The organism is Colwellia sp. MB02u-14 (assembly GCF_014076915.1).
In the GTDB taxonomy this organism is placed as follows: Bacteria; Pseudomonadota; Gammaproteobacteria; order Enterobacterales; family Alteromonadaceae; genus Colwellia_A.
In genome coordinates this window covers 257,698-270,653 of record NZ_JACGUX010000080.1, presented here as the reverse complement: position 1 = coordinate 270,653, position 12,956 = coordinate 257,698, and the positions used below count along the sequence as shown (strand labels likewise).

At 36.4% G+C, this 12,956-nt stretch carries 16 protein-coding genes; 4 read left to right on the top strand and 12 right to left on the bottom strand.

All coding sequences use genetic code 11. From position 1 onward, the window contains the following. Positions 1-74: 74 nt before the first annotated feature. From H4J52_RS14075 to purE, 3 genes are all read right to left on the bottom strand, one after another. Positions 75-1,727, bottom strand: a complete 1,653-nt coding sequence (locus H4J52_RS14075) for a SulP family inorganic anion transporter (RefSeq protein ID WP_220460093.1) — start codon at positions 1,725-1,727, stop codon at positions 75-77. A 95-nt stretch (positions 1,728-1,822) separates the two neighbouring features. Then, complete coding sequence (locus tag H4J52_RS14070; RefSeq protein ID WP_182181260.1) at positions 1,823-2,926, bottom strand: 5-(carboxyamino)imidazole ribonucleotide synthase; 1,104 nt, start codon at positions 2,924-2,926, stop codon at positions 1,823-1,825. Continuing rightward, positions 2,926-3,405 carry a 5-(carboxyamino)imidazole ribonucleotide mutase gene (purE, locus tag H4J52_RS14065; RefSeq protein WP_182181261.1) on the bottom strand — a complete coding sequence of 160 codons (480 nt, stop codon included), beginning with the start codon at positions 3,403-3,405 and terminating at the stop codon, positions 2,926-2,928. Before purE ends, H4J52_RS14070 begins: the two co-directional genes overlap by 1 nt. 155 nt (positions 3,406-3,560) lie before the next feature. Here purE and H4J52_RS14060 point away from each other — a divergent pair, with 155 nt between their 5' ends. Then, the gene (locus tag H4J52_RS14060; protein WP_182181262.1) at positions 3,561-4,511 is read left to right on the top strand and encodes a LysR family transcriptional regulator; all 951 of its coding nucleotides are present in this window, start codon (positions 3,561-3,563) and stop codon (positions 4,509-4,511) included. 55 nt (positions 4,512-4,566) lie between these two features. Here the strand turns inward: H4J52_RS14060 and H4J52_RS14055 are convergent, their stop codons facing one another. Together H4J52_RS14055 and H4J52_RS14050 are read right to left on the bottom strand one after the other, a co-directional pair. After that, on the bottom strand, positions 4,567-5,280 hold the full coding sequence (locus tag H4J52_RS14055) for a LysR substrate-binding domain-containing protein (RefSeq protein ID WP_220461097.1): 714 nt from the start codon (positions 5,278-5,280) through the stop codon (positions 4,567-4,569). A 36-nt stretch (positions 5,281-5,316) separates the two neighbouring features. Continuing rightward, a complete protein-coding gene (locus H4J52_RS14050) occupies positions 5,317-5,454 on the bottom strand; it encodes a LysR family transcriptional regulator (protein WP_182224963.1) in 138 nt (45 codons plus the stop codon). 180 nt (positions 5,455-5,634) lie between these two features. Here H4J52_RS14050 and H4J52_RS14045 point away from each other — a divergent pair, with 180 nt between their 5' ends. Both H4J52_RS14045 and H4J52_RS14040 read left to right on the top strand, forming a co-directional pair. Then, entirely contained in the window at positions 5,635-6,021 is a 387-nt protein-coding gene (locus H4J52_RS14045) for a hypothetical protein (RefSeq protein ID WP_182181265.1), read from the top strand. A gap of 133 nt (positions 6,022-6,154) precedes the next feature. Further along, positions 6,155-6,790: an HPP family protein gene (locus H4J52_RS14040; RefSeq protein WP_182181266.1), complete on the top strand. Its 636-nt coding sequence runs from the start codon at positions 6,155-6,157 to the stop codon at positions 6,788-6,790. A 70-nt stretch (positions 6,791-6,860) separates the two neighbouring features. On the opposite strand, the gene H4J52_RS14035 is transcribed toward H4J52_RS14040, so the two are convergent. Together H4J52_RS14035 and H4J52_RS14030 are read right to left on the bottom strand one after the other, a co-directional pair. Next, entirely contained in the window at positions 6,861-9,134 is a 2,274-nt protein-coding gene (locus tag H4J52_RS14035; RefSeq protein ID WP_182224962.1) for an ABC transporter substrate-binding protein, read from the bottom strand. Positions 9,135-9,374: 240 nt separating this feature from the next. Beyond that, positions 9,375-9,815, bottom strand: a complete 441-nt coding sequence (locus H4J52_RS14030; protein WP_182181268.1) for a MarR family winged helix-turn-helix transcriptional regulator — start codon at positions 9,813-9,815, stop codon at positions 9,375-9,377. 111 nt (positions 9,816-9,926) lie between these two features. On the opposite strand from H4J52_RS14030, the gene H4J52_RS14025 reads away from it, so the two are divergent. After that, complete coding sequence (locus H4J52_RS14025; protein ID WP_182181435.1) at positions 9,927-10,355, top strand: organic hydroperoxide resistance protein; 429 nt, start codon at positions 9,927-9,929, stop codon at positions 10,353-10,355. A 108-nt stretch (positions 10,356-10,463) separates the two neighbouring features. Here the strand turns inward: H4J52_RS14025 and H4J52_RS14020 are convergent, their stop codons facing one another. The 5 genes from H4J52_RS14020 to H4J52_RS14000 form a co-directional block, all read right to left on the bottom strand. Further along, positions 10,464-11,477 (bottom strand): phospholipase A, encoded by a 1,014-nt coding sequence (locus tag H4J52_RS14020; protein WP_259366652.1) that lies wholly within the window; start codon positions 11,475-11,477, stop codon positions 10,464-10,466. A gap of 59 nt (positions 11,478-11,536) precedes the next feature. Beyond that, positions 11,537-11,680: a hypothetical protein gene (locus tag H4J52_RS14015; protein WP_182181269.1), complete on the bottom strand. Its 144-nt coding sequence runs from the start codon at positions 11,678-11,680 to the stop codon at positions 11,537-11,539. Then, positions 11,677-11,799, bottom strand: a complete 123-nt coding sequence (locus tag H4J52_RS20540) for a potassium channel family protein (protein ID WP_182181270.1) — start codon at positions 11,797-11,799, stop codon at positions 11,677-11,679. Before H4J52_RS20540 ends, H4J52_RS14015 begins: the two co-directional genes overlap by 4 nt. A gap of 496 nt (positions 11,800-12,295) precedes the next feature. Next, the gene (locus H4J52_RS14005; protein ID WP_182181271.1) at positions 12,296-12,466 is read right to left on the bottom strand and encodes a tetratricopeptide repeat protein; all 171 of its coding nucleotides are present in this window, start codon (positions 12,464-12,466) and stop codon (positions 12,296-12,298) included. A 179-nt stretch (positions 12,467-12,645) separates the two neighbouring features. Next, on the bottom strand, positions 12,646-12,900 hold the full coding sequence (locus H4J52_RS14000; protein ID WP_182181272.1) for a hypothetical protein: 255 nt from the start codon (positions 12,898-12,900) through the stop codon (positions 12,646-12,648). Between the last annotated feature and the right edge of the window lie 56 nt (positions 12,901-12,956).

Here is a 12,956-nt window from a genome sequence, read left to right as displayed (position 1 = left end):
GTAATGACTTCAAGTGCGGTCAACGTACTCTAAATACGCATGGCCATATTAGCGGTGAATATCAGTTATTGAGATTAATGACTTTCTACGCGAGTTAACGCCGCTTGCAATGCTTCGTCACGAAAGGAGTAAATATTCTTATTAGGCACTAAATCTAAAACATTACATTTTTCGAGCTGTTGACGCGTTTGCTCATTAGGGCACAATAAAAACACTTCACATTGTGCGTCAAGCGCATCTTTTACCGCGTTTTCAAGTGCAAGACCAACCGTTTCATCAATCATTGGCACATCAGTTAAATCAAGGATCATGACATCGTATTCAGCAACCCGCGTATGCTGGCGAGATATTGCTTTGGATACACTAAAGATCATCGGTCCAGACAGGTAGAAAAACAACACTTTGCCATTGGCTTTTTCAAGGAGTTTTCGTTCACGACTGTTCAGAGGCACGTCGTCGCCATCACTATCACTTATCGCTTTAACTTGGCGTGCTTGCTCTCGACTCAATCGTTCAATAACAATAATGTTAGAGATAAAGACACCTAAACCAACAGCAACAATTAAATCAACAAAAACAGTGAGTAACATAACTCCATACATTATCGCCATGCCTTGAATACTGACTTTATGTGCGCGTTGAATAAAACTCCAATCAAGAATATTAAAACCTACATACACGGCGATACCAGCCAGAACAGCCATGGGGATGGGTTCTGTTAAGCCAGCGGCCACTAATACGACAAGTGCAAGCACTAAAGCACGAATAATGCCCGACAAGGGTGAACGCGCTCCTACTTGAATGTTAGTCACCGTTCCCATCGTTGCGCCAGCCCCCGGTAAAGCGCCAAACAAACCAGAAATCATATTAGCGATACCTTGACCACGCAGTTCTTTGTCGGGGTCGTGCTCTTTACGTGTTAATGAATCACCAATCACTGCAGTCAGTAAAGTATCAATACAGCCGAGTGTGCCGAGCACCAAGGCATCAATCACCATGGTCGTAAAAATTTCAGTATTAAAGTGTGGAATAACTAAAGACGGTAAACCTGCCGGTATTTCACCAATTCGGCGAATATCTTCGTTGTTAAATAACAACATAGAGATAAGGGTTACCGACACTAATGCAACAAGTTGCGCTGGCACATATTTTCGGTATCTTTTTGGTAAGAAAAACAAAATGCCTAAGGTGAGTAAAGCTAAAAATAGCTCACTAAATTTAATGTTAGATAAAAGAGTAGGTAATGACAATAAAGTGCCCGTTACTCCACCCACAGGACTCGCTTGTCCAAGCAGCGGAGACAACTGCATGATAATTAAAATCACACCAATACCCGACATAAAACCAGAAATAACACTGTAGGGCATTAACGTAATGTATTTACCTAACTTAAGTGTACCCAGCAATATTTGAAAAGCGCCAGCCATCATTACGATAGTAAATGAAATAGCCAAGCCTGTTTCTGGATACTTAGCCATCATGGTTGTTAATACGGCCGTCATAATAACGGTCATCGGACCGGTAGGCTCTGAGATAAGGCTAGAAGAACCGCCAAATAAAGCGGCAAAAAAGCCAACCATTATTGCGCCCCACAGCCCCGCTTCTGCACCAGCGCCTGATGCCACACCAAAAGCAAGCGCTAAGGGTAAGGAAATAACTGCGGTGGTTACCCCACCAAACAGATCGCCTTTGAGGTTCATATCTTTAAAACGATGTCCAAACAACATTAAAATTCTTCCTACAAAATAGTGCACGCTAATGAATGTTTCATATCTCGAACAAACCCAGAAAGCCCTTATATTGCTACGACCGGTCCATTACATTACTGATCATTCACTGCTTGCTTGAAATCATCCATTTTTGTAACGAGACTTGCTCGGTCTCTATCAAAAAAGTTAACATGGCCGAGTTTGCGTTCGGGTTTAACAGATTTATTGTACCAGTGTAATGTTGAGAACGCTGAAAGTCCTTCAAATGGCGGTTGTTTATTACCAATAAGGTTAATCATACCCGAAGTGCCCAGCAACTCTGTACTACCTAGTGCTAGGCCGGCAATTGCTCTAACATGATTTTCAAACTGACAAGTTACACTTCCTGCTTGAGTCCAATGTCCACTGTTGTGAACTCGAGGAGCTAATTCATTGATCACTAAGTCGCCGTTAATAACAAAACATTCCATCGCCATCACACCAACATAGTCAACTTCGTTGAGTAAGCTTTCCATATAGCCTTGCGCTTTGACTGTTAAGGTATTGTCTGGGTCTGTAGCTGGCGCGATTGATTGTTTTAAAATGCCGTTTTCATTAATATTGTCGGTTAAAGAATAATGTTCAATATCGCCATTTTTAGCCCGAACTGAGACCAATGAAACTTCTCGTTCAAACGTCATCCATGCTTCAATAATATAGTCTTGAATGTGTAAACGATCAAAGTGTTCAACGTCGGCTAAGGTTTTTATAACCCACTGATTTTTACCATCGTAACCATCACTGCAAGATTTAACCACCACAGGCAGTTGTAAGGTATCCAATGCTACTTTAGCGGAAACCGAATATACAAAAGCAGCAGTAGGAATAGCTAATTTTTCTAACAGTTGTTTTTCACGATATCTATGCTGGCAGGCAATAATCGCTTTTGGGTTAGGTAAAATATCACAATATGCTTGTAAGGCTTCTAATAGCTTTACATCAACTTGCTCTTTTTCAACCGTAATACAATCAGGCTTTCCCAAAAGATTATAGAGCTTATGAATATTTTGCTCTTTCTGCCAATTATCAGGTAAGAAAACAACGCGACCTAAACCGTCAACACAGTCAGTAATTTGCTCACTAGTATCATTAATAAAGCTGAACTTTATACCTAAAGGAAGGCCAGCGAGTGCTAACATACGAGAAAGTTGACCACAACCAACAATGGCTATGCGCATTATTCAACCTCCCACGAAACGCTTTCACTTTGTTTTGCTCGCCATGCTTTTAACTTGCCTTGCAGCTCAACATTACTCGTTGCAAGGATTTGTGAGGCCATTAACCCCGCATTAAAAGCACCTGCTTCTCCAATGCCCTGTGTAGCAACCGCAACCCCTTTAGGCATTTGTACAATAGATAATAAACTATCCATGCCTTTAAGCGCTTTGCTCATTACCGGCACACCAATAACAGGTAACCAAGTTAACGCTGCCGCCATACCCGGCAAATGCGCTGCGCCACCGGCACCAGCAATAATAACGCTGTAGTCTTTTTCTGCATTTTCAGCAAATTCATACAAACGCTCTGGTGTACGATGTGCTGAAACAACCATCGCTTTATATTCAATACCTAAGGCTTCAAGCACAGTAACCGCATTTTTCATGACTGGCCAATCAGACTGAGAACCCATAATAATCGCGACTTTCATCTTATTCATTGTAAATTACCTTATTATTTATTGTGTGAGTACAGTATTAAATTAACTGTAAACAGCTCTTAATTTTTTACTTATTATGACAAAAAACATAGATAGATAAAAATTGATTTTACCTATATCATAAATAGATAAACATCTATTTTAATGGTAAAAAGATGAAATCCAGACTTCATGCACATATTGGCACCATCAGACAACTTGAAATATTATTGGCTGTACACGATAAAGGCAGTATTAAAGAAGCGGCGAAAGCACTTTTTTTAACGCAACCCACCGTATCAATACAAATGAAAAAGCTAGCACAAGCGATGGGTTCACCGCTTTATAATTATTCAAACAGAAAAGTATTATTTACCGATATTGGATTAGAGTTAATTAAAACAGCGGTAGAAGTGCTTGATAGTTTTGCGCGCCTTGATATGGCGATAGGAAATATTAAAGATTTCAAATCAGGCACATTACGGTTAGCTGTTGTTACCACCTCTAAATATTTTATTCCGCATTTATTAGGTCCTTTTTTAGAACGATACCCTGATATTGATATACAGCTAAATATTGGCAATAGAGCGCAAACGATTGAACGGTTAAAGCAAGGTGTTGACGACTTCTATGTGTTTAGTCATCCACCATCAGATATCGAAACACAATCTATTGAATTTCTGGTAAACCCGCTAGTGGCAATAGCACATGAAGATCATCCTATTGCTAACAAGAAAAACTTAACCTTAGAGGATTTATGCAAGGAACCTTTTTTAATGCGAGAACAAGGCTCTGGTACGCGTTATGCCATTGAAGCCTTTTTAAAACAACAGAACGTAAAACTCAACGTTAAAATGACCATTGAAAGTAATGAAGCGATTAAACATTTAGTTATGTCAAAGCTAGGTATATCAATATTATCAGCACATACCTTAATGTATGGCGGCCAAAGTGGCTTGGTGCGTTTACCAATAAAAGAATTACCCATTAATGCCCATTGGTTTTTTGTTTGGTCTAAATCAAAACGCCAGACATTAATTGCCACGGAGTTTCTTAATCACATTGAAACCAATGGCCGTTCATTGCTGCAAAAAGAAATGATCAAAAACGATATTTTATACAGCTAAATTAAACCACTTTGGTTTTGATGTTGAGTTATGCATCAAAGGCTAAGCTATTGACTTAGTAAACAGCTTTTTCCCTTGTGAAAGCAAATGTTGAACCGCGGGATGTCTTACTAGGTGATATTAAATAATAATGTTCAGTAATTTCAGTGGTTCTGCCAATGATTTCAACATCAAACTGCGCTATCACATGATTTTCAATCATCGTAGGCGCGCAAAAAACACCATAACCCGCTTGACCAAAATATTTAGTTAACACCGAATCATCAAACTCACCTATTATTTTAGGTAATATATTGAGTTCATTAAACCAAAAAAGCACACTAAGGTGTTGATTAGAGCCTTCACCGGCCGTAAAGAAAGGCTGACCATTAAGTGATTGAGGAAAATTAATAGCTAAGACTTGAGCCAAGTCTTGATGCGCAAAAAAACTCATGCCACATTTACCCACTAGGTGGCTGTAGGCTTTTAATGACGAACCAGTGGGTAATGAAGTATCACTTAAAACCGCATCTAATTTATTTACCGCAAGTTCACCTAACAAAACGTCTAAACTTGTTTCTTTACAAACTAATTTTATCGAATTGTTCATCGCGTAGACTGTTTTTAATAAGTGAAATGAAAACACCTTTGGAATAACATCAGTAACGCCAATTGAAAAACGAAAAGAAAAGTCAGTGGAATGATTTTTCAAAGAATGTACTAATTCGTCTCCTAAACTAAATATTTCTTGTGCGTAGCTAAACGTCATAAGTCCCATGTCATTGAGCACTAAACGCTTACCCTTGCGATCAAATAAGTTATAACCTCATTGTGTTTCTAATAAAGTTAACTGCGCACTAAGCGTTTGTGGGGTTATATCCATAACTATTGCTGCCTTAGCGATGCTGCCATGTGTAGCTATTGCATAAAAATATTGCAAATGATGATAATTGAGTTTAGCCATAATGCCTCTTAAATTTTTATTATCAGTCGTACGATTTATACGCACCTCAAAATACTTATCAACTTTAAATTGATAAAAAAGCAATTACAATCGACTTTTATTGGGTTAGATAGTTAGTTATAACTTAAGAAGGTCATCAATATTAATACAAATTATTATTCTTCATTAAACGAGGTAAATATGGAATTAACAATTACAGATCTAAAAATTAAGCTTTCAACAGAAAATTTGTTACAGATAAGACAAAAAGCACGTCGTATGTTCAATAAATTTTATAACCGAGTACAAGTAATAAAAGTGACCCTTGATGATATTAACGGGCCAAAAGGTGGAAAAGATAAAAACTGCCGAGTTGTTATTTATAGTAAAGGTATGCCTGATATTGTTGTTAGCGATAATCAAAACTCCGTTATGTCGGCGGTCAATATCGCCTTATCAAGAGCAAGGTTGAGCTTTTTGAAAAAAGTTAAGCGTCAACAAAAAAATTATCCAACTTGGTCACCAAAAAATGACATTGAATTGTCTACCCGTATTGAATTAGAGCGAATAGAATTAATAGTGAATTGATATTACCTTCAATCAACAAACGCTGTTAAATTTTATTTTCAACCATCATATTCATCTTTTATCATGAAAATCAGTCAATAATATCTATCGGCGTTTATATTTAACTTTATTTATAAGTAAAAGGGAGATAATAATGTTTGCAATATACACACCTAATGGCAGAAGCTTTTCTGGTCCTCTTGAAGAGCTTTATCATGTTCAAAAGTCGAAAAGTTCAGAACAAACAAATATTTTTCAACAACTTGATGAATTTTCGCCCTTACATAAAAAAGGATATTCTCCCTCACCTAAAGCGATTGATGCTTATAATGACACCATTGGTAAACCTGATGAAAAAGCATTAATTTGTCATGCTTATCAAATTATGACTTCACCTGTTGAAGTCATATCAGCCAATGATTTATTAACAGAGGTGATCAATAAGTTTACACGGTTAGCGTATCAAGAATTTCCAATTGTTAATACTCAACAGCAACTGGTTGGCAGTTTGTCTAGGCAACAGCTTTATGAATATCTTTTAAAGCATGGGTCAACTATAGGCAAAAATCTTAAAACAAAAAGTGTCGCTAATTTATTTTTAAATGAGCAATCAAAAATTTATACGGCGGAACCTGTAACCGAGATCAGGCGTATTGCGTTACTGCAAATAAATAATCGTTTGCATACAACTCCGATCTTAGAGCCGAACGGCAAAGTAGTCGGTATTATTTCACGTACTGATATTATAAAGGCGATCACGATGGATCCTCCTTTATCATTATGGTGTTAGTTAATATAGATGTCATTCGTTATCGATGAATAAAGTAATCTTGTGACAATCATCCCAACCCCGACCAATACTACGATTCGGTTAGCAATTGCTGGCTTAACATTTGATATAAATGAGCTAACTCTAATGGCTTTCCTAAATGAGCATCAAACCCAGAGTGTAAATAATAGGTGATGTCTTGTGCCATAACATTCGCCGTTAACGCTATAATAGGTGGGCACTTAGCAAGCTGTTTAATTATTTTACAAGCCGTTACTCCATCCATCACCGGCATTTGAACATCCATTAAAATTAAATCTATTTTCGTTTCTTTAGAGGCATTAACCGCCATCAAACCATTTTCAACGACCAGCAGATTAGCGTTAGTGTCACTCAGCATTTTTTTTAGGACCATTTGATTGATTTTATTATCTTCAACAATCATTATCGTATAGTCAGCAAGGTCGGGGGTTAATTGCCGTGACGTTGTCTCATTAATCTCAGTAAAATCTTTGCTATAAGCCTTAACTAGCGGTAAAAAAAACCTAAAACAGGTTCCCTCTCCTTCAACACTTGACACATTAATCGTACCTTTCATCAAGTCGATGAGTGCATGAGTTATAGCCATACCTAAACCGGTGCCACCATATTTACGGGTGATTGATTTATCTGCTTGTTCAAAACGTTGAAATAATTGACTAAGCTGTGATTCATTCATACCGATACCAGAGTCTTTAACCTCAATAGAGAGCAAATTATCTTCCCTGCTTTCAATAAACACATCTATGGTGCCATTTTTAGTAAACTTTACAGAATTAGACAAAATATTCAGTAAAATCTGTCGTATACGTGTAGGATCACCAAACCAATTTTGAGAGGTATTACCCGTTTTCAAACTAATTTTTGTTGCTTGTAGTTCACTGTTTTGTGACAAATCAGTAATAACACACTTAGTTATCTCAATTAAATCAAATGAAATAACATCAAATTCTAATTTTCCTTCTTCCATTTTAGAAATATCAAGAATATCGTTAATAATAGTCAGTAGGCATTTTGTAGAAAATAGCGCTTGGTCAATAAGCACTTTATCCTCTTTCACTTCTGTTTTTTTATTTAAGAGTTGTAAGCTGCCATATATACCATTCATTGGAGTTCTAATTTCATGGCTCATGTTGGCTAAAAATAATGACTTCACTTTATTAGCGTTATCAGCGTCTAATTTAGCGACTTCTAATTGGCTATTTTTTTCATTAATTTGCTCGATATTATTGGCCAATTCAATATTATTTAATAAAAGTTTTTTGGTTTTATCTTTGACTAATTTATTGAGCTTATAATTAAAAACGATCACGACAATAAGAATGAATATTAATAGTATTACGCTGCCCAACATAACAAAAATCGTTTGAGTCGTGAAACGGCGGCCTGAATTTTCATAACTGTTTAATGTTAAGCCATCGAGTGAGCTTGAATTTGCCACTAACGCTAAGTTCTTGTAAATATCAGCAATGCGTTTAAACCGTTGCTCGTGCATAGTGCCTAAGGGGACGTAATTCAATTTAATAACGTTTTTGGTCGCTTCTGCTTCGAGTAAAAGGTGTTTCCTAACTGCTTTTTTATTATATTTTTCAATAATTAAATCAACAGACTCCTCGGGGTGGTCTAATGCATACTCCCACCCTTTTAAACTTGCCCTTACAAAAGCTTTGACTCTTTCTGGTTTATTTCTAACCGTTGATTCATGGGTAAAAATTAAATCACCATAAAAATCTATACCATAACTACTCGGATCAAGAATATTAGTCGCAATCCCCATATCTTTATAATTTAAGACTTGATCTGTTTTATAAGCTGACATTACATCAACATCATCTTTAATCAGCGCCATATCGTCAAAATTGTGAGGAATATGAATATAGTCATCACTGTCGATTCCAATAAGTGTCATCATTGCCATTAAGCCAGCATCATCAAGACTTCGTCTAAACATAATACGTTTGTCGGCTAAATCATAAATACTGGTAATATTCTTACTTTTTAACGACATAAAAACTAATGGGCTTTCTTGAAAAACGGTTGACGCAATAACAACAGGTTTACCTTTAAGCCTATATAAAACAACACTAGAGTCAGCAATACCATAATCAGCTTTACCACTGTCAACATCGTCAAAGGGTGATGATTTAAGGTCTCGCTCTCTTATTTCAACATCAAATCCTTCATCCGCATAAAAACCTTTTTCTTTCGCAATGTAGTAACCTGCAAATTGAAATTGATGCATCCATTTTAGCTGTAATGAAACTTTTTCAAGGGCGAATAATGGTGGTGAAATTAATAAAAAAAGGCATAGGCTACTATATTTCATTAGCTCACTTCGACAAAATGGCATCTTAAAGACCTTTTATAGTTATATAGCGAAATTCTAATGACAACTTATGAAAATAAATTATAGTTGAGTTTTTAAATTAACTAATAATTTTAATGATTTAAAAGTGTCATTCAGCACCAAGAAAAGAAAATAAACTTAAGCACAAAAAAGTCTTTATTTTTTAAGACGAAGAGCCAATTCTACCTACCACACACTACCGTAATTATCCCTAAGGCTTTATGTTTTATCGGTTAGATCATCGACAACTAAATCGAGTAATTGCATAAGCTGATTGGCTTGTATGCTATCGATACTATTAAACTCGCAGCGAATGCGATGAGGAATATTTGCCGCCTTTGCTTTTAATACTTGCCCTTGTGTTGTTAACTCAACCAGGCGCTTTCGTTTATCGTCGTCATCTTTAATAATGTTTAGTAAGCATTTATCCGTCATTTTCTTTAAAATTTGTGTCATTGCCCCGCCGTCAATCATTGTTCTCTCTAAAAGCGCAGAAATCGTTATTTTATCTTCTTCCCACAATGCCATCATAACGACATATTGTGGATAAGTAATATTTAGCGCCTTTAGTGGCTCACGATAGGCACGAATAAGACTATTGGATGCCATATATAAACGATGACACAGCTGGTTTTTGAGTTTTAATTGTTCAAATGGCATAAGTTACTCCTTAATGTTATATATTAATTTGCATACAAAGCATTTGCAATCAGTATTTGTTTAGTCTATTATTTTGCACACAAACCAAATGATGATTACTTGGAGTTAATGATGAACGAATTACAAAACATTGCTTACACAGCAAAAGCAACTGCAACCGGTGGTCGTGAAGGTAAAGCAAAATCTGACGATGGCCGTTTAGACCTTACACTCTCGACCCCTAAAGGTTTAGGGGGTGATGACGGTCAAGGCACAAATCCTGAGCAACTATTTGCGGCAGGCTATGCGGCTTGCTTCATTGGCGCACTTAAATTTGTTGCTGGTGAAGAAAAACGCAGTTTACCTAGCGAAACTTATATTAATTCAGAAGTATCTATTGGTGCTATTGAAGGCGGTTTTGGTATCGCGGTTAAGTTAGCGATATCATTAGGTGATATGGATAAAGCACAGGCACAAACAATGGTAGATAAAGCGCATAAAGTATGTCCGTACTCAAATGCAACGCGCGGCAATATTGTTGTCGAACTTTCTGTTATTTAAGAGTCCACATCAATCATTAAAAACACGCTTTACTCTTAGCAAACGCGTGTTTTTTTATTTCTATACAAAGAGAATAAAGGTTATCTTAAATACGTTAAAGACAGCTCGTTACAAGATATCGCTCAATGAAATCCCAATACCAACCCTTGTTTGACTATAGTTATAATCGATAAGACTTTCACCATAACCATTGAATACAGTGGCATACCCTCTTAATTTACCCCATAAAGGGAAAGTAAAACCAAATTCAGCAGCGCCATAATGCGTACTGAAATTTTGCCGCCCTTTAAAGTTGAATTCTAGATCATTCCATTTATAAACCATCCCTAACTCAACATTACCCATATAGTCTGCAATGTCAGGATTATCATCTCCATCAGGATCACCGTCAAAGCCTTTTTTCTCTTCAGATAATCTTATCCAAGGTTTTAATGATAATGCAAAATTTTCTTTTTCAAAAAGAAAATGAGTATAAGCACGATTCCAGCTACGTGATAGACCTTGAGCACGACCATTTGATTGGTGCTCGACGCCAACGATGAAACCGGTGTTGCCACCAAAAGGATGCCAATTGAGCGGCGCAAGATAAAAAATTTCAGGTTGGTAATTGGTTTCTCTAAAGGGTTTAGATATTCCACTTGCATAAATTTGCCACCAAGCCTTAAGGGTAAAAGCGGCGTAAAGTCCATCACCTTCTATAAAAATACGTTCATGATTTAAAGGCACTTTTAGACTAAGCTGAAATTTAGATTCAACATTTTCCAAATTTTCTTCATAGCCTTCAAATATTCTATAGGCGTCTTTATTTACTCGGTTGGTTGTAATGGCTGGCAGCACATAATTCATTTTATGAGGGGTAAGCACATATGGCTCAAACTCAGTTGTTTTCTCACGTTTTATTCTATCAGTAATACTGCCTGTTCTCGTCTGTAACTCAGTTTGTTCAATATCTTTTTGTTGCTTAACAACATCACCTACACAAGCGGCTCTGATCTCGGCCAGTGTCATACCCGCGTTGCCTGTTGCAAAAAAGTTCATGACACACAATGCTTTATCTGCTTTAGCGATTAAGGAGGCTGTTGCAAGAAGCAACATTAATGCCAATAGTATCGATCTTTGCATTCTGGTCTTCCTTTAAATAAGGCTAACAATAGAGAAATTTTCAACAGTGACATTATAATTTAACGGTTAGATACCGCTTTAATTCGCTCAATAACTTGTTGATCAGCATGACGTTCCAGCGATAATAAAGCCACTTTAAGCGCGACAGCAATAATGATCCCCGTTAAGACCAAACCAATAAAGGCAATTATAATTGAAATCACTTTAGATAATTTTTTGTTGGATTTATGTCACCATAACCGACTGTGGTAGCAGTGATTAGAGACCAGTATAGACCATTAAATTTATTCCACTTTTCTATTCTCGTTACAATTTTTTCCAAAATAATTATCTATAAAGCCAAAAAAATCAATAAAGAGCCAACTAAATAAAGTGACAACATAAATAACATAATAAAAATTAACGTAAATTCCATATTCATACCTTTGTAATGGCGAAAGCTGAGACCACATGCCGCTTTCAGTTCCCTCGCTTAACGCCAATGCTACTTAAAAACTTAATGCTATCTTGATGATAAATACATTCGAAATATCTACAAAAAAAGCGCCAACCAAAGGCAATATAATAAATGCCGTTGGCGCAGGGCCATTTTAGAAAGCCTACAACATTGTAAGCCATATCTATTAATATGAGTAATACAACGTAACCGTACGACTAATATTTAGGACTTCAAAGAAATCCCTTGATAGCTTATATCCAATAAATGAAAACCAAAGTCATTAAATGTACGTTTTTCAAACATAATTAATCACTAAAAAGCTGCGAATAATGAGCTAAAGTACTTGCAACAACTGCTAGCCCACTATTTATTGTTCTTATTAGTCACTGTTTAATAATTTAATTTTTTCGTTAGCATTGTTATTGTTTGGATTTAACTCAAATGATTTTTTATATAAACTCAATGCCCGCTCTTTTTCACCCTTGACTAAATATGCCTCTCCTAGGCTATCCCATGCTTTGGCTGATAATGGATAATATTGCGTATTCAATAGAAAAAACTCGATAGCTCTATCAACATCAATACCAAATTAACTATTATAAAGTCGGTCGTAACCAAACCAATCAATAATGCTCTCATAAAGTAAAAAATTAGCCCCTAACTTCTTCGATATTTTCTCAACATGCAATTTAACCTCAGGTGCAGGCCGAAACCTTGTCTGATCGTCAATCATATAACCATCAAAAATAGAACGTAAGCCCTTATAAAACTTAAAATTGGCATTGTATGGTGATTTTCATCTGCACCAAAAGTCACTAAATCAAAATCAAGCCCCTGTTTTGGCTTTTTATTTAATGTTTCAATGAATGTTTTTACATAGTTATCTTTAGGGTAAACCTTTGTAACTCTGTTTGTGGTAGCAACAAACAATCGATGTTTATCTACCGCAGAGCTTTGATAAAACGCGGCTAGCTGCTCAAGCATAAACTGATTATCCCGTAAGCACCCTGTAATCGATGTTCTGTAATGAAGATCAATCG